The following is a 22,223-nucleotide window of genomic DNA, read 5'->3' on the forward strand; positions in this document are numbered from 1 at the left end:
TTCGCGGCGTCCCGTGCGTTCACCATCCGGGCGGCAGCCGGCCCTCGCTCGGCGCAGGCCTCCCGGCGCGGCGGCGTCCTCGCTTACGATGGCCGTTGCGGTGGGGCCCACCTGCCGTGCCCGCGCCAGTGTCCATGACAAGACCTAGTGCCAGGCCCGATCGGCAAGGAGACCAACCTCAGTGTCCGTCTTCAACAAGCTCATGCGTGCAGGCGAAGGCAAGATCCTGCGCAAACTGCACCGCATCGCGGACCAGGTCAACTCCATCGAAGAGGACTTCGTCCACCTCTCCGACGCCGAGTTGCGGGCTCTCACCGAGGAGTACAAGCAGCGTTACGCCGACGGTGAGAGCCTCGACGACCTGCTCCCCGAGGCGTTCGCGACCGTCCGTGAGGGCGCCAAGCGCGTCCTCGGACAGCGCCACTACGACGTACAGCTCATGGGTGGCGCCGCGCTGCACCTCGGTTATGTCGCCGAGATGAAGACCGGTGAGGGCAAGACCCTCGTCGGCACGCTGCCGGCCTACCTCAACGCCCTGTCCGGCAAGGGCGTGCACATGATCACCGTCAACGACTACCTGGCGGAACGCGACTCCGACATGATGGGCCGGGTCCACAAGTTCCTGGGCCTGTCGGTCGGCTGCATCCTGTCCAACATGTCGCCGGCGCAGCGCCGTGAGCAGTACAACTGCGACATCACGTACGGCACGAACAACGAGTTCGGCTTCGACTACCTGCGCGACAACATGGCCTGGTCCAAGGACGAGCTCGTCCAGCGCGGCCACAACTACGCCTGTGTCGACGAGGTCGACTCGATCCTGGTGGACGAGGCCCGTACGCCGCTGATCATCTCCGGCCCGGCGGACCAGGCCACCAAGTGGTACGGCGACTTCGCCAAGCTGGTCACCCGCCTGAAGCGCGGTGAGCCCGGCAACCCGCTGAAGGGCATCGAGGAGACCGGCGACTACGAGGTCGACGAGAAGAAGCGCACCGTCGGCATCCACGAGTCCGGGGTCGCCAAGGTCGAGGACTGGCTGGGCATCGACAACCTCTACGAGTCGGTGAACACCCCCCTCGTCGGGTACCTGAACAACGCCATCAAGGCCAAGGAACTGTTCAAGAAGGACAAGGACTACGTCGTCATCGACGGCGAAGTCATGATCGTCGACGAGCACACCGGCCGTATCCTCGCCGGCCGCCGCTACAACGAGGGCATGCACCAGGCGATCGAGGCGAAGGAAGGGGTGGACATCAAGGACGAGAACCAGACGCTCGCCACGATCACCCTGCAGAACTTCTTCCGCCTCTACGACAAGCTCTCCGGCATGACCGGTACGGCCATGACCGAGGCCGCCGAGTTCCACCAGATCTACAAGCTGGGCGTCGTGCCGATCCCGACGAACCGGCCGATGGTCCGCCAGGACCAGTCGGACCTGATCTACCGCACCGAGGTCGCCAAGTTCGCGGCGGTCGTCGACGACATCGCGGAGAAGCACAAGAAGGGCCAGCCGATCCTCGTCGGCACGACGTCGGTCGAGAAGTCCGAGTACCTCTCCCAGCAGCTGTCCAAGCGCGGCATCCCGCACGAGGTGCTCAACGCCAAGCAGCACGACCGGGAGGCGTCGATCGTCGCCCAGGCCGGCCGCAAGGGCGCCGTCACGGTCGCCACCAACATGGCCGGCCGCGGTACCGACATCAAGCTCGGCGGCAACCCCGACGACCTCGCCGAGGCGGAGCTGCGCCAGCGGGGCCTGGACCCGGTCGAGCACCCCGACGAGTGGGTCGCGGCCCTGCCCGCCGCGCTGGAGAAGGCCGAGCTCGCGGTCAAGGCCGAGTCCGAGGAGGTCAAGGAGCTCGGCGGGCTGTACGTGCTGGGCACGGAGCGGCACGAGTCGCGGCGTATCGACAACCAGCTGCGCGGTCGTTCCGGCCGTCAGGGCGACCCGGGCGAGTCCCGCTTCTACCTCTCGCTCGGTGACGACCTGATGCGGCTGTTCAAGGCCCAGATGGTCGAGCGCGTGATGTCGATGGCCAATGTGCCCGACGACGTGCCGATCGAGAACAAGATGGTCACGCGTGCGATCGCGTCCGCGCAGTCGCAGGTGGAGCAGCAGAACTTCGAGACCCGTAAGAACGTCCTGAAGTACGACGAGGTGCTCAACCGGCAGCGCGAGGTCATCTACGGCGAGCGCCGCCGCGTCCTGGAGGGTGAGGACCTGCACGAGCAGATCCGGCACTTCATGGACGACACCATCGACGCGTACATCCAGGCGGAGACCGTCGAGGGCTTCGCGGAGGAGTGGGACCTGGAGCGGCTGTGGAGCGCCTTCAAGCAGCTCTACCCGTGCAAGGTCACCATCGAGGAGCTGGAGGAGGCGGCCGGCGACCGGGCCGGTATCACCGCCGAGTTCATCGCGGAGTCCGTCAAGGACGACATCCACGAGCAGTACGAAGCGCGTGAGAAGCAGCTCGGCTCGGACATCATGCGCGAGCTGGAGCGGCGCGTGGTGCTGTCGGTGCTGGACCGCAAGTGGCGTGAGCACCTCTACGAGATGGACTACCTCCAGGAGGGCATCGGCCTGCGGGCCATGGCCCAGAAGGACCCGCTGGTCGAGTACCAGCGGGAGGGCTTCGACATGTTCACCGCCATGATGGAGGGCATCAAGGAGGAGTCCGTCGGCTACCTGTTCAACCTGGAGGTCCAGGTCGAGCAGCAGGTCGAGGAGGTCCCGGTGCCGGACGCCGACAAGACCTCGCTGGCCAAGCAGGACGCCGTGGCGGCGGGCTCCGGGCGCCGGGAGATCCGTGCCAAGGGGCTGGACGCGCCGCAGCGTCCGGACCGGCTGCACTTCTCCGCGCCGACCGTGGACGGCGAGGGCGGGATCATCGAGGGCGACTTCGAGAACGGCGACGGCCCGGCCCGCTCGGAGACGGACGGCATGACCCGCGCGGAGCGCCGCAAGGCCCAGAAGGGCGGCCGGCGCCGCAAGAAGTAGCGGCCGGGCGAGGGCGTGGGAGCGGGGTCGGCCGTGCGGGTGTCGCACGGCCGGCCCCGCTTCGTCATGGCCGGTGACGCCGGTGACGCCGGTGATGACCAGTGGCGTCCCTGGTGCCCGCGCAACCGGTGACACCGGTGGGCGGGGATCGTCGCGGAGCTACGCGGGAGTGCGTTCGCCGCCGAGCTCGACGGCCGCGCAGCGCCATTTGCGGTCGGCGCCCTGCTCCAGGCGGAACGCCATGGCCCGGACCTGTTCACCCGCCGTGACACTGGCGAACGCCTCGACCACACCCGGCCGGAGCGGGTGTCCGCCGCAGCGGCGCAGGACGGGGCGGGCGCCGTCGCGGGCGCGCAGCGGTGTGGCGGGCGCCAGCCGGATGAGCTGGTCGTACGCCTCGCCGACGGTCTGGCCGAGCATCCAGTGGACCGGGCGCTCACCGCTCAGGACGGCGAGCAGCCGCTCGGCGAACACCAGGTGGGGCGGCAGTGGGCGGCGTACCGGGGCCCGCCCGGGAGCGGCCCCGGTGCGGGGCCGGGCGGCACCCGGCCCGCGCTGGTCGCGGCGCCCGGCCGGGCCGGTCGTGGTGCTGGCTGCGGCGGTGTTCATGGTGCTCGCCCCCGTTCGTTCGGCCCGGGGCAATACCGGGCGGTAACTTGCGTCGCTGATCTTCTACGGGGCCGGGGCGGGCCCCCGCAACGCGCACCGGGCGGCCGGCGGGGCCCGCCGGCGGTTCACCTATCAGGGTGACGGCGGCGTGAGGGCTGGGCGGCACGGCGGTGGGCGCGGGGACGGTCCGGGTGGGGCCGGACGGCAGGCCGGGCCCGAAGGGGGACTCCGCACGTATCCTGAGGGCGTCCCCGACTACGAAAGCGGCCTGCCATGCGCGTGTACGTTCCACTGACCCTTCCCGGTCTCACACAGGCGCACCGGACCGGTGAGCTGGGCCCCGGCCCGCTGACCGCCTACGCCGTGACGCCCGGGCTGCGCGAGTGGTACGTCTCCGACGACATCGAGGAGCTGGAGTACGCGGCGCTGAGCCGCGCCGCCGCCGCCTCGCTCCGGCTGATCGCCGGTGATCCGGACGCCGCGCGCCGACGGATCGTCGTGGCCGTCGACGTACCGGACCGGGCGGCGGCCGCCGACCCGGACGGGGGGCTGGACGCGTCGTCCGTCGGCGAGGTCCGGATCGCGGACGCGGTGCCGCTGGCCAAGGCGGCGGCCGTGCACGCGGACGCGGAGGACGCCGAGGCCGACGTGGCCGCGGCGGCGGACGCGCTCGGCGCGGCGGACCAGGGCGACGACGACGCGCGGTTCACGGTGGACGGGGCCGAGGACCACGAACTGCTGTGGTTCGGCGTGCAGGAGATTCCCGGGCTCGTCGGCCGCGACGGCTGACGGGGCACCTGCCTCCCGGGCCGTCACCCGTTCGACCCCCCTGCGGGGTGTCGGTCCCTGCCGGTACGGTTTTCGCATGGGGAAGCTCGGGACCCACCTGGTGTGGGACTGGAACGGCACGCTGCTCGACGACATCGGCGCGGTGATCGGTGCGACGAACGCGGCCTTCGCGGAGATCGGCATGGAGCCGATCACCCTCGAGCGGTACCGCGAGCTGTACTGCGTGCCGGTCCCGCTGTTCTACGAGCGGCTGATGGGGCGGCTGCCCACCGAGGCGGAGTGGCTGGTGATGGACGAGGCGTTCCACCGGCACTACTGGATACGGGCCGAGACCTGCGGGCTGACGGCCGGGGCGGCCGAGCTGCTGGCCGGACGGCAGGACGCCGGGCACACGCAGTCGCTGCTGTCGCTCGCCCCGCACGACCGCCTGGTGCCGATCGTGCGGCGGCACGGCATCGAGGAGCGGTTCATCCGGGTGGACGGGCGGACCGGCGCCTCCACTTCGGGCAAGGCCGAACACATGGTCCGGCACCTGCTGACGCTGAGCGGGGTGACCTCGTCGCCGGACCGGGTGGTGGTCATCGGTGACGCGGCGGACGACGCGGTGGCGGCGGCCCATGTCGGGGCGCGGGCGGTGCTCTACACGGGCGGCTCGCACAGCCGCGCCAGCCTGGAGGTCGCGGGCGTCCCGGTGGTCGACACCCTCGCGGAGGCGGTCGCGGTCGCGGAGGACCTGGTCGCGTAGGCCGCGCCGCGTCCCGGGGGGCGAGGGGTGGCGCGTCTGGTGCCGCTGGGTGGCGGACCGCGCCGGCCGCGTCCCCGGTGCGGCGCCGCGGTGCCCGCCCTCCGTGCCGCCCATGGCGTGCGCGCCGCCCCGGCGTCCGGTCCGCCGTCAGGTCCGGCGGCCGGCCCCCCGCCCGCCCGCGCCCGGCCCGGCCGCCCCCGCACCGGCCCCGCCGCCCGCCCTCGCCCGGCCCGGCGACCCGCTGCCGGTCAGGGCTGCGGGGACCGGGAGCGGAGCACCTCGATGAACGCGCGCATCCAGGCGGCGTGGTCCGGCCAGGCGCGGGAGGAGACCAGGGTGCCGTCCACCACCGCCTCCATGTCCTGGAAGGTGGCGCCGGCCGCCTGCATGTCCGGTTCCAGGGCCGGGTACGCCGTCACCCGGCGGCCCTCCAGGGCGCCGACCACCGCCGTCAGCAGCGGGCCGTGGCAGATCTGGGCCACCGGCTTGTCGGCGTCGAAGAAGGCCTTGACGATCTTGCGCAGCTCGGGGTCGTTGCGCAGGTACTCGGGAGCCCGGCCGCCCGGGATCACCACCGCGGCGTACTGGCTCGGCTCGACTTCCGAGAAGGCCAGGTCGGCCGGCCAGCTGTAACCGGGCTTCTCGGTGTACGTGTCGTACCCCGGCTCGAAATCGTGCACGACGAAGCGCAACCTCTTGCGGGACGGGGCCGCGATGTGCACCTCGTACCCCTCCTCGCGCAGTCGCTGGTAGGGGTAGAGGACCTCCAGCGACTCCGCCGCGTCTCCCGTGACGATCAGGATTTTCGGTGCCATGCCTGTCTGCCTCCGTCTGTCGCTGTCCACAGTGTCAAACTTCGGGCCCCGCTTTTGTACACATACGGCTCATGACGGTCCAGGGGGCAAGAGCGATAGCCTTGTCCCGTGATCAGCGCGATACGCCGAGGGGGCAGCGAAGCCTCCGGCCAGCGCCCGGTGTGCCGACGTGCCCGGGCGGCTGCTGATCTTTCCTTCCATCCGGCCCGGCCGCCAAAATTGGCCAATAACGGCCCGGAGATCTCTCATCGCGGCATAACGTCGCCTCAGACCGGATACCCCGCGTCGTGGCGTTGTGTCACTTCCTTCACCTACGTCACGCAACGGCGCGCGACAGGAGCCAGAGGACATGCAGACCAAGCTGGACGAAGCCAAGGCCGAGCTGCTCGAACGGGCCGCCCGGGTAGCTGAGAACAGTCCGGTCGGGGGGCAACTCGCGACTGGGCCCGAGACCGGGGACCGTCCGGACCGGGACACCGTGCTCGGGTACCTCCAGCGCTACTACCTGCACACCGCCCCGGAGGATCTGGCCGACCGCGATCCGGTCGACGTCTTCGGCGCCGCGCTGTCGCACTACCGCCTGGCCGAGAACCGTCCCCAGGGAACGGCCAACGTGCGCGTCCACACGCCGACGGTCGAGGAGAACGGCTGGACCTGCACCCACTCCGTGGTGGAGGTCGTCACCGACGACATGCCGTTCCTGGTGGACTCCGTCACCAATGAGCTGTCCCGGCAGGGCCGCGGCATCCATGTGGTGATCCACCCGCAGGTCATCGTCCGCCGCGACGTGGCCGGCCGGCTGATCGAGATCCTGACGCCGGAGGGCGGCGCGCGCGGCGAGCTGCCGCACGACGTGCTCACCGAGTCCTGGATCCACGTCGAGATCGACCGCGAGACCGACCGCGCCGACCTCAAGCAGATCACCGCCGACCTGGTGCGCGTGCTGTCCGACGTCCGTGAGGCCGTCGAGGACTGGGAGAAGATGCGCGACGCCGCGCTGCGCATCGCCGACGAGCTGCCCGGCGAGCCGACCGCCGACGACCTGCGCGACACCGAGGTGGAGGAGGCCCGCGAGCTGCTGCGCTGGCTGGCCGCGGACCACTTCACCTTCCTGGGCTTCCGCGAGTACCAGCTCACCGGTGAGGACGCGCTGGCCGCCGTGCCCGGCACCGGCCTGGGCATCCTGCGCTCCGACCCGCACCACAGCGGGGACGAGGCGCACCCGGTCTCGCCGTCCTTCAACCGGCTGCCGGCCGACGCCCGTGCCAAGGCCCGCGAGCACAAGCTGCTCATCCTCACCAAGGCCAACAGCCGCGCCACCGTCCACCGCCCGTCGTACCTGGACTACGTCGGGGTGAAGAAGTTCGACAGCGACGGCAACGTCGTCGGCGAGCGCCGCTTCCTGGGCCTCTTCTCCTCCGCCGCGTACACCGAGTCCGTCCGCCGGGTGCCGGTCATCCGGCGCAAGGTCGCCGAGGTGCTGGAGCGGGCCGGCTTCTCGCCCAACAGCCACGACGGCCGCGACCTGCTCCAGATCCTGGAGACCTACCCGCGCGACGAGCTGTTCCAGACTCCGGTCGACGAGCTGCTGCCCATCGTCACCAGCGTGCTGTACCTCCAGGAGCGGCGCCGGCTGCGGCTCTACCTGCGTCAGGACGAGTACGGGCGCTACTACTCCGCGCTGGTCTACCTGCCGCGCGACCGCTACACCACGGGCGTACGGCTGCGGATCATCGACATCCTCAAGGAGGAGCTCGGCGGCACCAGCGTCGACTTCACCGCCTGGAACACCGAGTCGATCCTGTCCCGCCTGCACTTCGTGGTGCGCGTCCCGCAGGGCACCGAGCTGACCACGCTGACCGACGCCGACGTGGAGCGCATCGAGGCCCGGCTGGTGGAGGCGGCCCGTTCCTGGGAGGACGGCTTCGCCGAGGCCCTGAACGCCGAGTGCGGCGAGGAGTGCGCCGCCGAGCTGCTGCGCCGGTACGCCGGGTCCTTCCCCGAGGGCTACAAGGCCGACCACTCGCCGCGCGCCGCCGTCTCCGACCTGGGCCACCTGGAGCAGCTGATCAAGGGAGAGAAGGACTTCGCCCTCTCCCTGTACGAGCCGGTCGGCGCGGGCCCCGGCGAGCGCCGCTTCAAGATCTACAAGACCGGCGGTCAGGTCTCCCTCTCCGCCGTGCTGCCCGTGCTCAACCGCCTGGGCGTCGAGGTCGTGGACGAGCGCCCGTACGAGCTGCGCTGCGCGGACCGCACCCAGGCGTGGATCTACGACTTCGGGCTGCGGATGCCGCAGGGCGGCGCCGGCGGCGGTGACTACCTCGCCGACGACGCCCGCGAGCGGTTCCAGGAGGCGTTCGCCGCCACCTGGACCGGCCGGGCCGAGAACGACGGCTTCAACGCGCTGGTGCTGAGCGCCGGGCTGAGCTGGCGGCAGGCGATGGTGCTGCGCGCGTACGCCAAGTACCTGCGCCAGGCCGGCTCGACGTTCAGCCAGGACTACATGGAGGACACCCTCCGCAACAACGTCCACACCACCCGGCTGCTGGTGTCCCTCTTCGAGGCGCGGATGGCGCCGGAGCGCCAGAAGGCCGGCACCGAGCTGACCGACGGACTGCTGGAGGAGCTGGACGGGGCACTGGACCAGGTGGCGAGCCTGGACGAGGACCGCATCCTGCGCTCCTTCCTCACCGTCATCAAGGCCACACTGCGCACCAACTTCTTCCAGAGGGCACAGGGCGGCGAGCCGCACGCGTACGTGTCGATGAAGTTCGACCCGAAGGCCATCCCCGACCTGCCGGCGCCCCGGCCCGCCTACGAGATCTGGGTGTACTCCCCCCGGGTCGAGGGCGTCCACCTGCGCTTCGGCAAGGTGGCCCGCGGTGGCCTGCGCTGGTCCGACCGGCGCGAGGACTTCCGTACCGAGATCCTGGGCCTGGTCAAGGCGCAGATGGTGAAGAACACCGTCATCGTGCCGGTGGGCGCCAAGGGCGGCTTCGTCGCCAAGCAGCTTCCCGACCCGGCCGTTGACCGCGACGCCTGGCTGGCCGAGGGTGTCGCCAGCTACAAGACGTTCATCTCGGCGCTGCTCGACATCACCGACAACCTGGTGGCGGGCGAGGTCGTGCCGCCGGCCGACGTCGTCCGGCACGACGGGGACGACACCTACCTCGTCGTCGCCGCCGACAAGGGCACCGCGACGTTCTCGGACATCGCCAACGACGTGGCGATCGCCTACGACTTCTGGCTCGGCGACGCCTTCGCGTCCGGCGGCTCGGCCGGCTACGACCACAAGGGCATGGGCATCACCGCCCGGGGCGCCTGGGAGTCGGTCAAGCGGCACTTCCGGGAGCTGGGCCACGACACCCAGACCCAGGACTTCACGGTCGTGGGCGTCGGCGACATGTCGGGCGACGTGTTCGGCAACGGCATGCTGCTCAGCGAGCACATCCGGCTGGTGGCGGCCTTCGACCACCGGCACATCTTCATCGACCCCGACCCGGACGCGGCCGTCTCCTACGCCGAGCGGCGCCGCCTGTTCGAGCTGCCGCGCAGCTCCTGGGCCGACTACCGGCCGGAGCTGCTGTCGGCGGGCGGCGGCGTCTACCCCCGTACCGCCAAGTCGATCCCGGTCAACGCCCATGTGCGCGCCGCGCTCGGCATCGAGGGGACGGTCAACAAGCTGACCCCGGCCGAGCTGATGCAGGCGATCCTCAAGGCGCCGGTGGACCTGCTGTGGAACGGCGGCATCGGTACGTACGCGAAGGCCGTCACCGAGACCCACGGCGACGTCGGCGACAAGGCCAACGACGCCATCCGGGTCAACGGCGAGGACCTGCGCGTCAAGGTGGTCGGCGAGGGCGGCAACCTGGGGCTCACCCAGCTCGGCCGGATCGAGTTCGCCCGCCGGGGCGGTCCCGAGGGCCAGGGCGGCAAGATCAACACCGACGCCATCGACAACAGCGCGGGCGTGGACACCTCCGACCACGAGGTGAACATCAAGATCCTGCTCAACGGCCTGGTGTCGGACGGCGACATGACCGTCAAGCAGCGCAACAAGATCCTCGCCGAGATGACCGACGAGGTCGGCACGCTGGTGCTGCGCAACAACTACGCGCAGAACGTGGCACTGGCCAACGCCGTCAAGCAGTCGCCCTCCCTGCTCCACGCCCACCAGCGCTTCATGCGCCGACTGGGCCGCGAGGGGCGGCTGGACCGGGCGCTGGAGTTCCTGCCCAGCGACCGGCAGATCCGCGAGCTGCTCGGCAACAAGCAGGGCCTGAGCCAGCCGGAGCTGGCCGTGCTGCTCGCCTACACCAAGATCACGGTGGCCGACGAGCTGATCAAGACCGGCCTGCCCGACGACCCGTACCTGCGCGAGCTGCTCCACGCCTACTTCCCGAGCAAGCTGCGCGAGGAGTTCCCCGAGCAGATCGACGCGCACGCGCTGCGCCGCGAGATCATCACGACCGTGCTGGTCAACGACACCGTGAACACCGGTGGCTCGACCTTCCTGCACCGGCTGCGGGAGGAGACCGGGGCGTCCGTCGAGGAGATCGTGCGGGCCCAGACCGCGGCCCGTGCCATCTTCGGGCTCAGCTCGGTGTGGGACGCCGTGGAGGCCCTGGACAACCAGGTCCCGGCGGAGGTCCAGACCCGGATCCGGCTGCACTCGCGGCGGCTGGTCGAGCGCGCCACGCGGTGGCTGCTGGGCAACCGGCCGCAGCCGGTCAAGCTCGCCGAGACGGTCGACTTCTTCGCCGAGCGCGTGGAGCAGGTGTGGGCGAAGCTGCCGCAGATGCTGCGCGGCGCCGACCTGGAGTGGTACGAGTCGATCGTCGAGGAACTGACCGGGGCGGGCGTCCCCGACGAGCTGGCGCTGCGGGTGGCCGGGTTCTCGTCGGCCTTCCCGACGCTGGACATCGTCGCGATCGCGGACCGGACGGGCAAGGACCCGATGGCGGTCGCCGAGGTCTACTACGACCTGGCCGACCGGCTCTCCATCACCCAGCTGATGGACCGGATCATCGAACTGCCGCGGGCCGACCGCTGGCAGTCCATGGCCCGCGCCGCCATCCGCGAGGACCTGTACGCCGCGCACGCCGCGCTGACGGCGGACGTGCTGGCCGCGGGCAACGGCTCGGCGACGCCGGCCGAGCGGTTCAAGGCGTGGGAGGAGAGGAACGCGGCGATCCTGGGCCGGGCGCGCACGACGCTGGAGGAGATCCAGGGCTCGGACGCGTTCGACCTGGCGAACCTGTCGGTGGCGATGCGGACCATGCGCACCCTGCTGCGTACGCACAGCTGAGCCGGTTGTGACCAGGGGGCGCCCACCGGATCCGGTGGGCGCCCCGGTCGTGTCCGCGGGAGGCGCGGTCACAGCCCCTTGAGGGAGAGCGGCTGCGGCACCGTGGCCAGCCACAGCCGCCGGCACGACACCAGGGCGGCGGCGAGCAGCAGCGCGTTGCGCGCCGCCACCACCCCCCAGCCGAGCGGTGACACGGCGATGACGTCCTCGTACAGCACCGGGTAGGCCAGTGAGCTGAGCGCCGCCGCCGGCAGCAGCAGCAGCCCGGCGGTGCGCTGGCTGGTTTCCCGGCAGGTGAGGCAGACCGCGGCGAGGCCCAGCAGCCACACCATGTACTGCGGGCTGATCACCCTGCTGGTCACGGTGAACAGCAGGACGGCGGTGAGGGCGGCGTCCAGCGGGGTGGCCTCGTTCCAGCGCCGTGAGCGCACCCGCCACAGCACCAGCCAGCACAGCGCGACCGCGGTCAGCAGCAGCGCCAGGTGGGCCACCGCGGAGGTGTACGGGCCGGTCAGCTCGAAGGCCCCGTACCGGTACTGGACCGTGCCCCGCCAGCCCATCAGCTTGGCGGCCGACAGCACGGTGCCGCCCAGGGACTCGATCTGCACGCCCCGGCCGCCCTGCTGGCGCAGGAAGTCCAGGGTGTGGGTGAAGGAGAGCACCAGGACGGCCAGCAGCGCGCCCGCCGCCACCGCCGCGGAGGTCCACGCCTGGCGGGTGGCGCGCCCGCGGGGCGTGCCGAGCAGGGTGAGCAGCGGCCACACCTTGACCAGGGCCCCGAGCCCGGCGAGGGCGCCGCCCGTGAGGGGCCGGCCGGCCCGTACCGCCAGCAGGGCGAGGACGGCCACCGCCGTCACCAGCACGTCGTACCGGGCGAGCGGCAGGTGCAGCAGCAGCGGCAGGCCGCCCACCCAGATCCACGCCCCGCCCCGCCCGGATCGGGCGAGCGCGAAGGTGACGGCCGCGTCGGCGAGCAGGGTGAGCACCACGAACGCCTGGTAGTACGTCAGACCGGGGACCATGCCCGGCGCGAGCAGCACCGGGCCGGCGCCGGGCGGGTACTGCCAGGCGGGGTCGGCGGGCGGGAAGGAGCCGCCGGCGAGCTGGTGGTACCAGTGCCGGTACAGGACGTGGACCTCGCGGCCGATGCCCCCGATGCCGAGGGTGTCGCGCCACAGCAGCAGAAGCATTCCGGCACGCGTGAAGGCCCACACGGCGGCCAGCGGCAGCGCGGAGGGCCGCTCACTGAAGAGCGCTGTGCGGGGTGCGTCGATCCGATACGTGGTCATCGGAGCGCACTTTATGACACTTTCGCCGGTGTCGTCCGATTTGAATCAGGGCGTCTTGGGTGGCCGGGGTCTGGTGGACGCCTCGTACGCGCCGACCACCTCGGCCGCCGGGCCGTCCATCCGCAGGACTCCGGCCTCCAGCCAGATCGCCCGGTCGCAGGTCTGCCGAATGGTGGAGTTGCTGTGGCTGACGAGGAAGACCGTTCCGGCCTGCTGGCGCAACTCGTTGATCCGCTCCTGGCTGCGGCGCTGGAAGCGGGCGTCGCCGGTGGCCAGCGCCTCGTCGATGAGCAGGACGTCGTGGCTCTTGGCGGCGGCGATGGAGAACCGGAGCCGGGCGCCCATGCCGGAGGAGTACGTCCGCATGGGCAGGGAGATGAAGTCGCCCTTGTCGTTGATCCCGGAGAAGTCCACGATCTCCTGGTAGCGCTCGTGGATCTCCTCGCGGGTCATCCCCATCGCCAGGCCGCCCAGGATGACGTTGCGCTCGCCGGTGAGATCGCCCATCAGGGCGGCGTTCACGCCGAGGAGGGACGGCTGGCCGTGCGTGTAGATCCGCCCGTGACTGGGCGGCAGCAGTCCGGCGACGGCCTTCAGCAGGGTGGACTTGCCCGAGCCGTTGGAGCCGATCAGCCCGATCGCCTCGCCCTTGTACGCGGCGAAGCTGACGCCCTTGACGGCGTGGACCGTCCGGGTGCCGGGCGCCGTCCGCCGGCGGGAGAGCACCCGGCCGAGGGCGGCGGTGGCGCCGCCCCGGCCGCCCTTGGTGGCGCCCTGGACGGTGTAGGTGACGTGGACGCCGTCCACGACGACGGTGGGGACGCGGGACCCGGGGGCCGGGGGCGTCGGGGAGGTCTCAGCCACGGCCGTAGGTCTCCTCTGCCTTCCAGAAGTAGATGAACCCGCCCACGAGGGCGAGCAGTGCCCAGCCGGTGGCGACGGCCCACACATGGGGCGGCAGCCGGTCGGCGGTGAAGCTGTCGATGAGCGCGAACCGCATGAGGTCGATGTAGACGGCCGCCGGATTGCACTCCAGGGCCACGACCACGGCGTGCGGCAGGTGGGCGTGTGCCAGGACGTGGTCGATGCTCCACATCACGCCCGAGACGTACATCCAGGTGCGCAGGACGAACGGCATGAGCTGCGCGATGTCGGGGGTCCGGGCGGCCAGGCGGGCCATCACCAGCGAGACGCCGGTGTTGAACAGGGCCTGCAGCAGCAGGGCCGGTACCGCCAGGAGCCAGGACGGGCCGGGGTACACGCCGAAGCAGACGAGGATGACCGCCAGCGCGCAGAGCGAGAACACCAGCTGCTGGAGCTGCTGGAGGGCGAGCGACACGGGCAGGCTCGCCCGGGGGAAGTGCAGGGCCCGCACCAGGCCGGTGTTCCCGCTGATGGCGCGGGTCCCGGCGGTGATGGAGCTGGCGGTGAAGGTCCAGATGAACACGCCGGTGACCAGGAACGGGACGAAGTCCGCGACTCCGCTGCGGGTGTTCATCAGCACGCCGAAGATGAAGTAGTACACCGCCGCGTTGAGCAGCGGGTTCATCAGCTGCCAGAGCTGGCCCAGCCGGGCCTGGCTGTACTGGGCGGTGAGGCGGGCGGTCGCGAACGCGGTGATGAAGTGCCGCCGGCCCCAGAGCTGGCGGACGTACTCGGCCAGCGGAGGCCGGGCCCCGCTGACGGTCAGCCCGTGCCGCAGGGCCAGCTCGCGCAGCTCGGTCCCGACGGGGCGCTCGTCCCGCCGGAGGGCCGCTTCCTCCTTCGCCGCATCGGCGGTGTACGTGCTCACGCGCAGCCTTTCCTCGGGACGGGACGCACCCGTATCGTCGCTACGGTGAGGGTAGGACGGCCGGACGTCGGAACGCAACCGTCCCGTCGTGACGACGGTGCCCCGGCTATGATCCGGGGCATGACCACACCGCCGCCACGCCGCGCGCCCGCCGGAGCCGCAGTGCTCCGGGAGGACGTCACCGAGGCCATCCGCGCCGCCGTCTTCGAGGAACTGGCCGCGGTGGGCTTCGCCCGGATGTCCATCGAGGGCATCGCCCGGCGGGCGGGCGTCGGCAAGACGGCGGTCTACCGGCGCTGGAAGTCCAAGCTGTCGCTCGTCCTGGACCTGCTCACCGCGTTTGCCGCGCAGGGACTGCCGGCCCCGGCCACGGGCTCGCTGTACGGCGATGTGCGCGCCCTGCTGGAGGTGGCCTGCCACGCGCTGCGCCACCCGGTCGCCTCGCAGGTCATCCCGGACCTGCTGGTGGAGGCCGCCCGCCACCCGGAGATCGCCGACGCGGTCCGCGCCGCCCTGCTGGACAGTCAGCAGGGTGTCGCCGCGGTGGTGGTGCGCGAGGCGGTGGCCCGCGGCGAACTGCCCGCGGACGCCGACCCGGAGCGCGCCCTGGACCTGATCGTCGGCCCGCTGTACTGGCGGCTGGTGGTGGTGCGCTCACCCCTCCCGGAGGGATACCTGGACGACCTGGCCGCCTCGGCCGTCGCCGCCCTGACGTCCTGAGGGTCACCCGGGTGGCGGCTCCCGGGTGACGGGCCGGCGACGCGGCGGTTGTGCCTGCCGACACGAAAGGACGGTGGGCCGCCAGTGCGTGCGCTCAGCATCGACGGCGCGTGGGTCATGGAACCCCGCGTCTTCCACGACAGCCGTGGCAGCTTCCACGAGTGGTTCAGGGCCGGGGACCTGGCCGAGGCGGCCGGGTACGGACTGGGGCTCGCCCAGGCCAACTGCTCGGTCTCCGGCCGGGGCACCCTGCGCGGCATCCACTTCGCCGACGTACCGCCCGGCCAGGCCAAGTACGTGACCTGTGTACGCGGTGCCGTACTGGACGTCGTCGTCGACGTCCGGACCGGCTCGCCGACGTACCGCGCCTGGGAGGCGGTACGGCTCGACGACCGCGATCACCGGGCGGTCCACCTCGCCGAGGGCCTGGGGCACGCGTTCATGGCGCTCACCGACGACGCCACGGTCGTCTACCTCTGCTCGCGCGGCTACGACCCCGCCCACGAGCGCGGCGTCCACCCCCTCGACCCGGACCTCGCCATCGACTGGCCCGCCGGCCTTGCCCCCGTACTGTCCGGGAAGGACGCCACGGCACCGGTCCTGGCCGACGCGGAGCGCGACGGCCTGCTGCCCTCCTACCGGACCTGCGCCGCCTGGTACGCGTCGCTGCGCGCGACCGGGACACCGGACGTGGTGGGCGCGCCACGCGTCCCGGTGGGCCGCACCCCGAGCGGCTGAACCGGCCGCTCGCCCCCGCCCGGCTCCCGTGCGCCTCCCCCGCGGGTCACATGGGGTCGGTACGGCCGAAGAGCCCCGCGTGCCCCGGGGGGAGCTGGGTGAGGATGCGGCGCAGCAGTGAGTCGTCGGCCACCTCGGCGACGGTGGCGAGCACCGCCGTGACGGCACGGCGGGCGTCCGTCACGGCACCGTCGTCCCGGGCGGCCACGGCCTCCACGAAGCCCGTGGGCGTCAGGGGTTCGCTGGCCGGTGCCGCCTCGGTGAGCAGGGGCGCGCACTGGCGGGGCAGCAGGCCGGCGAGGTCGGTGCGGTCGTCGCCCACGAGGTGGGCTCCCAGGACTTCCAGCACGCTCTGGACCGCCCCGGCCGCCTCCTGGCGCCGGGTGTAGCCCGCGCGTTCCTGGACCCGGTCGAGCAGAGCTTCCACGGACCTGTCCACAACTGGCTCCCATCGTTGCCTGGCCGCTGACGCCGCGCCGGGGCACGGCTCCGGGCCAACCGTGGGAGCACGCCTACCCGCGTGGACCGTCCGTAATCACATGATCGCTCATCGTCACCACCATGCGGGCCCGGTCCGGTGGCGGCGGCGCGATGCGGCGCCGCCGCGATGTGCGGGCCAGGCGCGCCGGGCCGGTCGAGCCGGTCGTGGGGCGCGGCGTCCTCGGGCTCCCTCGGGGGTCCGGCGGCCCGCCGGCGGCCGGGCGTGCGACCCGGGCGGGCACGGGAGCGGGCGGCCCGGTGGTCGGCCGGGCGGGCGGGTGGCCCCGCCGGACCGGGCCGGCGTCGAGCCCGGCCCCGCCGGAAGTCGTGCCGCGGTCATGCGTCACCCTCACTCCGTTGCCGCACGGCAAATTTTGATCACCCGCAATGATCATCATAAGGGCGCGAGGTCGGGCATGACTCATCCTTCGCCGGGCACCAGCGGAAGGACCGCCGCAACCCTTTCTCCCAGAAGGGTCATGGACGAGAGCGAATCGCACGCAGCCCAGCCGCCCCACCGCACGGTCGGGCGGGTGGCTCGGGACGCATCCGAACCGGGCGCGGCCGAGGTGGTGGCCGCCCTGCTCGCCCTGTGGGAGCACGCCGACCTGCACACCCCCACCACGCTGCCGAGGCTGGCGCTGCGGGCCCTGATGGTGCTGGAGCGTGCCGCGCCGCTCTCGCCCGGGGAGCTGGCGGACGCGCTGGCCATCTCGGCCGCCTCGGCGAGCCGGCTCTCGGCCCGGCTGGAGGCCGCGGGCCTGCTGGTGCGGCAGGCGGTCCCCGGGGACCGGCGGAAGGTCTCGCTCAGGCCGACGCCCGCCGGGCTCGCGGCGGTGGCCGAGCTCCGGGCCCGGCTGGCCCGTGCCGTCGCCCCGGCCCTGGTGGGCGCCGACGCGGGACGCGGGCCGCTGCGCAGCGCTCTCGCCCAGGTGCGCGACCGGCTCAGGCGCCTTCTGTCCACGGGGCACGGGCGCCCATGGTGAGGCGCCGACGGGGTCGCGCCGGCGCGCCCCCGATACTTGTCGTTTGACAACAGTGCACGAGAGGAAACAATCTGACGGAGCGCAGGAGGGCGGCCGTCGGCCGCCCCGCGCTTCGGGGCTCACAGTGAAGGGTTGAACTTTGAAGCATCTCCCGCACCGGGCGACAGGCGCGGTCAGGCGGTCTCCGCCGCGCCCGCGTGCGGCTCTCCGGCCTCGGGGGCGGGGCGCGCGGCGGTCCGGAATCCGCTCAGGCCGTCCACGAGAGCGGCCCGCTCGGCCGGTGACATGGCGGTCACGACACCCAGCAGCGCCTTCTCCCGGCGGGCCCGCAGGTCCTTGAGATAGTTCCGTCCCCGACCCGACAGGCGCAGCTCCAGTTCCCGGCGGCTCGCGGAACTGGGGGAGCGCCGGATGAAACCCAGGGCGTGCAGGCGGTCGCACATCCGGCTCACCGACGACGGCGCCGAACCGAGCTCCTCGCCGAGGGTGCGCAGGTTGATCCCCTGCCCCCGGTCCAGGATGTAAAGGACCCTCAGCTGCGAGGTGGACACGGGAGCCGTCGGGGTCACGTCCCGGCCCTGCGCCCACAGCACTTCGAGCAGCTCGATGACCTCACGGACCGCGAACGCGGCAGCATCCCGATCCCGGGTCGAAGAAGTTTCGGAACGCATGCCCTCAACTGTGACACTTTGCAACGGCCTTGTCAGTCGCTGAGGCATGAGAGGCCGTCCGCTCCTTTTCGCATTTCCTGAATAGGTGGTAATCGAACGGTGGACAGATTCACGGCCGTGGAACGCGCACTGCGCGGGGCCGCCCCGCACGCCCTCCTGGAAGTGGTGCGGGACGCGCTCAGCACGCACTACGCGGCTGTCTCCGTCGACCTGCTCATGGCCGACTATGCGATGACCATACTGCAACCCGTCAACACGCTTCCTTACACCGCGGAGCCCATTCCTGTCCATGTCAGCGCCCCCGGCCGCGCCTTCGGCGCGCAGCGGCCGTACGTGGAGAGGGAGGGCCAAGGCGCCCTCGTGACGGCGCATCTGCCGATCAGCGTGCGGGGGGACCGCATGGGGATCCTCACCGTCCGCCTCCCCGAGGACGCCTACGACCCCGCGACCGAGAGCGAGCTGGGGGACGTGGCCGAAGTGCTGGGGCACGAGATCGTGGTCAGCGAGCGCGACACCGACCTGTACCTCCAGGCGCGGCGCGCGGACCGGCTGACGCTCGCCGCCGAGATGCAGTGGCAGCTCCTGCCGGGCCGCTCCTGCTCCCGCCCCGAGTACGAGATCGGCGCGCAGCTCGAACCGGCCTACGCGATCTACGGCGACAACTTCGACTGGTCCTCGTCCGCCGACCACCTCACCCTGACCGTCACCAACGGCATGGGGGAGGGGACCGAGGCCGCCCTGCTCACCAACCTCGCCGTCAACGCCCTGCGCAACGCCAGGCGCGCCGGCCTGTCCCTGGCCGACCAGGCGTACCTCGCCGACCAGGCCGTGTACGGGCACTACCACGGAGCCGTCCACCTCTCCGTGCTCCTGCTCCGCTTCGACCTGGCGACCGGCCGGACGGAGATCGTCGACGCCGGCTCCCCGAAGATGTGGCTGCTGCGGCAGGGCAGGGCGGAACCGGTGGAGCTGGAGGCCCAGTTGCCGCTCGGCATGTTCGAGGACACCATCTACACCGCGCAGTCCTTCCAGGTGGAGCCCGGCGACCGCCTGGTCTTCGTCAGCGACGGTGTCTACGACGTGGCGTCCCCCGCCGGTGAGCGCTACAGCGAGCGGGCCCTGGCGCGGGCCCTGGCCAGCACCCGTCTGCTGCCCGCCTCCCAGGTCCCCCGCGCGGTGCTCCAGGAGCTGGCCGGGCACCGCGGCCCCATCGACGCCGCCGACGACGCCATGGTCGTCTGCCTGGACTGGCGCGGCCGGAAGCCCACGGCCTGACCGGGGCCGTCCCGCCGCCCCCGCCGGGGCTGTCCGGCGTGCTCACCGCCCGGCGGTGAGCAGGGCGGGAAGCGCCACGGGAAGCGCCTCCCGCCAGTCCCGTGGGGGCGCGAGGCCCGCCGCGCGCCACCGGTCGTGCCCGAGCACGCTGTACGCCGGGCGGGGCGCCGGGCGCGGGAAGGCCGCGCTCGTGGTGGGGCGTACCCGCCCGGGGTCCGCGCCCAGCAGCCGGAAGGTCTCGCGGGCCAGGTCGCACCAGGTGCCGTCCCCGGCACCGGTGGCGTGGTAGACGCCGGGTGCCGCGTCCGCCGCCACCAGCGCGACGAGCTGCCGGGCCACGTCGGCGCTCCAGGTGGGCTGGCCGCGCTGGTCGTCCACCACGTCGAGGTGGGCGCGCTCCCGCTCCAGCCGGATCACCGTCCGGACGAAGTTGCCGCCGCCGGCCCCGTACAGCCAGGCCGTGCGCACCACGTAACCGCGCTCGGGCAGCACCTCCAGGACCGCCCGCTCGCCCGCGAGCTTGGTGCGGCCGTACGCCGTGCGCGGAGTGGGCACCGCGCCCTCGGCGTAGGGCGCGGACCCGTCGCCGCCGAAGACGTAGTCGGTGGAGATGTGCACCAGCGCGCATCCCGCCGCGGCGCACGCCTCCGCCAGGTGCCGCACCGCCGTGCCGTTGACGGCCAGCGCCGCCGCCTCACTGGTCTCGGCCTCGTCCACCGCGGTCCAGGCCGCGCAGTTCACCACGACCGAGGGGCGGTGGGCGGACAGGGCGGCGCGCACCGCGTACGGATCGCGCACGTCCAGGTCCCGCCGCGTCAGGCCCACCGCCCCGTCGCCCAGGCGGGCCAGGACGTCCCGGCCGAGCATCCCGCCCGCCCCGGTCACCAGCCAGCTCACAGCGCCGCCCGGTCCAGCAGCGGCTGCCACCAGGCGCGGTGCTCCCGGTACCAGGCGACCGTCGCGGCGAGGCCCTTGGTGAAGTCGGTGCCCGGCAAGTAGCCCAGTTCGTCGCGGATCCGGGTCCAGTCCACCGAGTAGCGCCGGTCGTGGCCCTTGCGGTCCGGCACGTGGTCGACGCTGGTCCAGTCGGCTCCGCACGCCTCCAGCAGCAGGCCGGTCAGCTCCCGGTTGGACAGTTCGGTGCCGCCGCCGATGTTGTACGTCCTGCCCGCCCGGCCCCGGGTGCGCACCAGCTCCACCGCCCGCACGTGGTCGTCGACGTGCAGCCAGTCGCGCACCTGGGAGCCGTCCCCGTACAGCGGCACCCGTCCGCCGCCGAGCAGCCGGGTGACGAAGAGCGGGACGATCTTCTCGGGGAACTGGTGGGGGCCGTAGTTGTTGGAGCAGCGCGTCACCCGCACGTCCAGCCCGTGCGTGCGGTGGTAGGCCAGGGCGACCAGGTCGCTGGAGGCCTTGGACGCGGCGTAGGGGGAGGTCGGCCGCAGCGGCTCCTCCTCCGTCCAGGAACCGGTCTCCACCGACCCGTACACCTCGTCCGTGGAGATGTGGACGAAGACACCGAGCCGGTGGCGCAGCGCCGCGTCCAGCAGTGTCTGGGTGCCCAGGACGTTGGTGCGGACGAACTCGGCGGCGCCCAGCAGGGAGCGGTCGACGTGCGACTCGGCGGCGAAGTGGACGATCTGGTCGTGCTCGGACACCAGCCTGTCGACCAGGTCGGCGTCGCGGATGTCGCCGTGGACGAAGGCGAGGTCGGGGTGGGCGCGCACCGGGTCCAGGTTGGCCGGGTTGCCCGCGTAGGTCAGCCGGTCCAGGACGGTCACCGTGACGCCCCCCGGGCCGTCCGGGCCCAGCAGCGTACGGACGTAGTGCGAGCCGATGAAGCCGGCGCCGCCGGTCACCAGGACACGGGTAACGGTCATGACGAGATCTGCACCTTGCTGTGATCGCCCAGCACCAGCCGGTGCGCGGCCGGGATGGGCGGGGCCGGGGTGATCTCGACGTTACGGCCGATGAGCGAGGCCTCCACGCGCCCCACGCCGAGCAGGGAGGAGCCGCTGAGCACGATGGAGTACTCGATCTCGCTGTCGGTGACCCGGCAGTTCTCCGCGATGGAGGTGGAGGGCCCGATGTAGGAGTTCTCCACCACGGTGCCCGCGCCGATGACGACCGGGCCGACGATGCGCGAGCCGCGCACGGTCGCCCCCTCCCCGATGCGCACCCGGCCGATGATCTCGGTGGCGGGGTCCACGGTCCCCTCGTTGCGCGGGGTGAGCAGCTCCAGGACGGACCGGTTCACCTCCAGCATGTCCGCCACGTTGCCGGTGTCCTTCCAGTAGCCGGAGACGATCGTCGAGGTGACGGTCCGCCGCTGGTCGATGAGCCACTGGATGGCGTGGGTGATCTCCAGCTCGCCGCGCGCGGACGGCTCGATGGACCGCACCGCCTCGTGCACGGCGGGGGAGAAGAGGTACACGCCGACCAGCGCCAGGTCGCTGCGCGGCGCGGCCGGCTTCTCCTCCAGGCGTGCCACCCGGCCGTCGACGTCCAGCTCGGCCACCCCGAAGGCCCGCGGGTCGGGCACCTTGGTCAGCAGGATCTGGGCGTGCGGGCGGGTGGCCCGGAACTCCTCCACCAGGTCGGTGATCCCGCCGACGACGAAGTTGTCGCCGAGGTACATCACGAAGTCGTCGTCCCCGAGGAACTCGCGTGCGATCAGTACGGCGTGGGCGAGCCCGAGCGGGGCGTGCTGGGGGATGTAGGTGATGTCCAGCCCGAACCGCGAGCCGTCGCCGACCGCCGCGCGGATCTCCTGCGCGGTCTCGCCGACGATGATGCCCACCTCCCGGATCCCGGCGGCGGCGATCGATTCGAGCCCGTAGAAGAGCACCGGCTTGTTGGCGACCGGCACGAGCTGTTTGGCGGAGGTGTGGGTGATGGGGCGCAGCCGGGTGCCGGCGCCACCGGAGAGGACGAGTGCTTTCACTGGAGCTGCCTGCCTGCTGGCCGGTACGGGGACAAGGTGCGGGGTGGGAAAGAGAGTTGGACGCCGC

At 72.2% G+C, this 22,223-nt stretch carries 18 protein-coding genes; 8 read left to right on the top strand and 10 right to left on the bottom strand.

Annotation, left to right across the window (positions count from 1 at the left end; genetic code table 11):
• Positions 1-181: 181 nt before the first annotated feature.
• Positions 182-2,995, top strand: coding sequence for a preprotein translocase subunit SecA (gene secA / locus AB0H53_RS02015; RefSeq protein WP_362105710.1), 2,814 nt, complete (start codon positions 182-184; stop codon positions 2,993-2,995).
• A gap of 159 nt (positions 2,996-3,154) precedes the next feature.
• Here the strand turns inward: secA and AB0H53_RS02020 are convergent, their stop codons facing one another.
• Positions 3,155-3,604 (bottom strand): Rv3235 family protein, encoded by a 450-nt coding sequence (locus AB0H53_RS02020; RefSeq protein WP_362105713.1) that lies wholly within the window; start codon positions 3,602-3,604, stop codon positions 3,155-3,157.
• Between the two features lie 273 nt (positions 3,605-3,877).
• On the opposite strand from AB0H53_RS02020, the gene AB0H53_RS02025 reads away from it, so the two are divergent.
• Complete coding sequence (locus tag AB0H53_RS02025; protein ID WP_362105715.1) at positions 3,878-4,393, top strand: hypothetical protein; 516 nt, start codon at positions 3,878-3,880, stop codon at positions 4,391-4,393.
• A gap of 76 nt (positions 4,394-4,469) precedes the next feature.
• The gene (locus AB0H53_RS02030) at positions 4,470-5,138 is read left to right on the top strand and encodes an HAD hydrolase-like protein (RefSeq protein WP_362105718.1); all 669 of its coding nucleotides are present in this window, start codon (positions 4,470-4,472) and stop codon (positions 5,136-5,138) included.
• Positions 5,139-5,386: 248 nt separating this feature from the next.
• Here the strand turns inward: AB0H53_RS02030 and AB0H53_RS02035 are convergent, their stop codons facing one another.
• Positions 5,387-5,953, bottom strand: coding sequence for a DJ-1/PfpI family protein (locus AB0H53_RS02035; RefSeq protein ID WP_362105721.1), 567 nt, complete (start codon positions 5,951-5,953; stop codon positions 5,387-5,389).
• A gap of 349 nt (positions 5,954-6,302) precedes the next feature.
• Here AB0H53_RS02035 and AB0H53_RS02040 point away from each other — a divergent pair, with 349 nt between their 5' ends.
• Positions 6,303-11,261 (top strand): NAD-glutamate dehydrogenase, encoded by a 4,959-nt coding sequence (locus AB0H53_RS02040; RefSeq protein WP_362105724.1) that lies wholly within the window; start codon positions 6,303-6,305, stop codon positions 11,259-11,261.
• Positions 11,262-11,329: 68 nt separating this feature from the next.
• Here the strand turns inward: AB0H53_RS02040 and AB0H53_RS02045 are convergent, their stop codons facing one another.
• The 3 genes from AB0H53_RS02045 to AB0H53_RS02055 are packed head-to-tail and all read right to left on the bottom strand — an operon-like array spanning position 11,330 to position 14,267.
• The gene (locus AB0H53_RS02045) at positions 11,330-12,550 is read right to left on the bottom strand and encodes a glycosyltransferase 87 family protein (RefSeq protein ID WP_362105727.1); all 1,221 of its coding nucleotides are present in this window, start codon (positions 12,548-12,550) and stop codon (positions 11,330-11,332) included.
• A 45-nt stretch (positions 12,551-12,595) separates the two neighbouring features.
• Positions 12,596-13,414 carry an ABC transporter ATP-binding protein gene (locus AB0H53_RS02050; RefSeq protein ID WP_362105729.1) on the bottom strand — a complete coding sequence of 273 codons (819 nt, stop codon included), beginning with the start codon at positions 13,412-13,414 and terminating at the stop codon, positions 12,596-12,598.
• Positions 13,407-14,267, bottom strand: coding sequence for an ABC transporter permease (locus AB0H53_RS02055; protein WP_362106392.1), 861 nt, complete (start codon positions 14,265-14,267; stop codon positions 13,407-13,409). Before AB0H53_RS02055 ends, AB0H53_RS02050 begins: the two co-directional genes overlap by 8 nt.
• 183 nt (positions 14,268-14,450) lie before the next feature.
• Here AB0H53_RS02055 and AB0H53_RS02060 point away from each other — a divergent pair, with 183 nt between their 5' ends.
• Positions 14,451-15,062 carry a TetR/AcrR family transcriptional regulator gene (locus AB0H53_RS02060; protein ID WP_362105732.1) on the top strand — a complete coding sequence of 204 codons (612 nt, stop codon included), beginning with the start codon at positions 14,451-14,453 and terminating at the stop codon, positions 15,060-15,062.
• Between the two features lie 84 nt (positions 15,063-15,146).
• Positions 15,147-15,800, top strand: a complete 654-nt coding sequence (gene rfbC, locus AB0H53_RS02065; RefSeq protein ID WP_362105735.1) for a dTDP-4-dehydrorhamnose 3,5-epimerase — start codon at positions 15,147-15,149, stop codon at positions 15,798-15,800.
• A gap of 46 nt (positions 15,801-15,846) precedes the next feature.
• On the opposite strand, the gene AB0H53_RS02070 is transcribed toward rfbC, so the two are convergent.
• A complete protein-coding gene (locus tag AB0H53_RS02070) occupies positions 15,847-16,239 on the bottom strand; it encodes a DUF2267 domain-containing protein (RefSeq protein ID WP_362105738.1) in 393 nt (130 codons plus the stop codon).
• A gap of 574 nt (positions 16,240-16,813) precedes the next feature.
• Between AB0H53_RS02070 and AB0H53_RS02075 the strand changes: the two genes are divergently transcribed.
• Positions 16,814-17,266 (top strand): MarR family transcriptional regulator, encoded by a 453-nt coding sequence (locus AB0H53_RS02075; RefSeq protein ID WP_362105741.1) that lies wholly within the window; start codon positions 16,814-16,816, stop codon positions 17,264-17,266.
• A gap of 173 nt (positions 17,267-17,439) precedes the next feature.
• On the opposite strand, the gene AB0H53_RS02080 is transcribed toward AB0H53_RS02075, so the two are convergent.
• Positions 17,440-17,937, bottom strand: a complete 498-nt coding sequence (locus AB0H53_RS02080; RefSeq protein WP_362105744.1) for a MarR family transcriptional regulator — start codon at positions 17,935-17,937, stop codon at positions 17,440-17,442.
• Positions 17,938-18,036: 99 nt separating this feature from the next.
• Between AB0H53_RS02080 and AB0H53_RS02085 the strand changes: the two genes are divergently transcribed.
• Entirely contained in the window at positions 18,037-19,212 is a 1,176-nt protein-coding gene (locus AB0H53_RS02085; protein WP_362105747.1) for a PP2C family protein-serine/threonine phosphatase, read from the top strand.
• 42 nt (positions 19,213-19,254) lie between these two features.
• Here the strand turns inward: AB0H53_RS02085 and rfbD are convergent, their stop codons facing one another.
• From rfbD to AB0H53_RS02100, 3 genes are read right to left on the bottom strand one after another with little or no spacing between them, the layout of a single operon-like run.
• Positions 19,255-20,109 (bottom strand): dTDP-4-dehydrorhamnose reductase, encoded by an 855-nt coding sequence (gene rfbD, locus AB0H53_RS02090; protein WP_362105750.1) that lies wholly within the window; start codon positions 20,107-20,109, stop codon positions 19,255-19,257.
• Positions 20,106-21,092, bottom strand: a complete 987-nt coding sequence (gene rfbB / locus AB0H53_RS02095) for a dTDP-glucose 4,6-dehydratase (protein WP_362105753.1) — start codon at positions 21,090-21,092, stop codon at positions 20,106-20,108. Before rfbB ends, rfbD begins: the two co-directional genes overlap by 4 nt.
• Positions 21,089-22,156, bottom strand: a complete 1,068-nt coding sequence (locus tag AB0H53_RS02100; protein WP_362105756.1) for a glucose-1-phosphate thymidylyltransferase — start codon at positions 22,154-22,156, stop codon at positions 21,089-21,091. The genes rfbB and AB0H53_RS02100 overlap by 4 nt, the downstream gene beginning before the upstream one ends.
• Between the last annotated feature and the right edge of the window lie 67 nt (positions 22,157-22,223).

Origin of the sequence: Streptomyces sp. NPDC050856, from assembly GCF_040653855.1 — a bacterium.
In the GTDB taxonomy this organism is placed as follows: Bacteria; Actinomycetota; Actinomycetes; order Streptomycetales; family Streptomycetaceae; genus Streptomyces.

What these genes read in the sequence shown, in the direction of transcription:
- AB0H53_RS02020 (WP_362105713.1), bottom strand. Translation starts at nt 3,604, where the DNA reads ATGAACACCGCCGCAGCCAGCACCACGACCGGCCCGGCCGGGCGCCGC.
- AB0H53_RS02025 (WP_362105715.1), top strand. Translation starts at nt 3,878, where the DNA reads ATGCGCGTGTACGTTCCACTGACCCTTCCCGGTCTCACACAGGCGCAC.
- AB0H53_RS02030 (WP_362105718.1), top strand. Translation starts at nt 4,470, where the DNA reads ATGGGGAAGCTCGGGACCCACCTGGTGTGGGACTGGAACGGCACGCTG.
- AB0H53_RS02035 (WP_362105721.1), bottom strand. Translation starts at nt 5,953, where the DNA reads ATGGCACCGAAAATCCTGATCGTCACGGGAGACGCGGCGGAGTCGCTG.
- AB0H53_RS02040 (WP_362105724.1), top strand. Translation starts at nt 6,303, where the DNA reads ATGCAGACCAAGCTGGACGAAGCCAAGGCCGAGCTGCTCGAACGGGCC.
- AB0H53_RS02045 (WP_362105727.1), bottom strand. Translation starts at nt 12,550, where the DNA reads ATGACCACGTATCGGATCGACGCACCCCGCACAGCGCTCTTCAGTGAG.
- AB0H53_RS02060 (WP_362105732.1), top strand. Translation starts at nt 14,451, where the DNA reads ATGATCCGGGGCATGACCACACCGCCGCCACGCCGCGCGCCCGCCGGA.
- AB0H53_RS02080 (WP_362105744.1), bottom strand. Translation starts at nt 17,937, where the DNA reads ATGCGTTCCGAAACTTCTTCGACCCGGGATCGGGATGCTGCCGCGTTC.
- rfbB (WP_362105753.1), bottom strand. Translation starts at nt 21,092, where the DNA reads ATGACCGTTACCCGTGTCCTGGTGACCGGCGGCGCCGGCTTCATCGGC.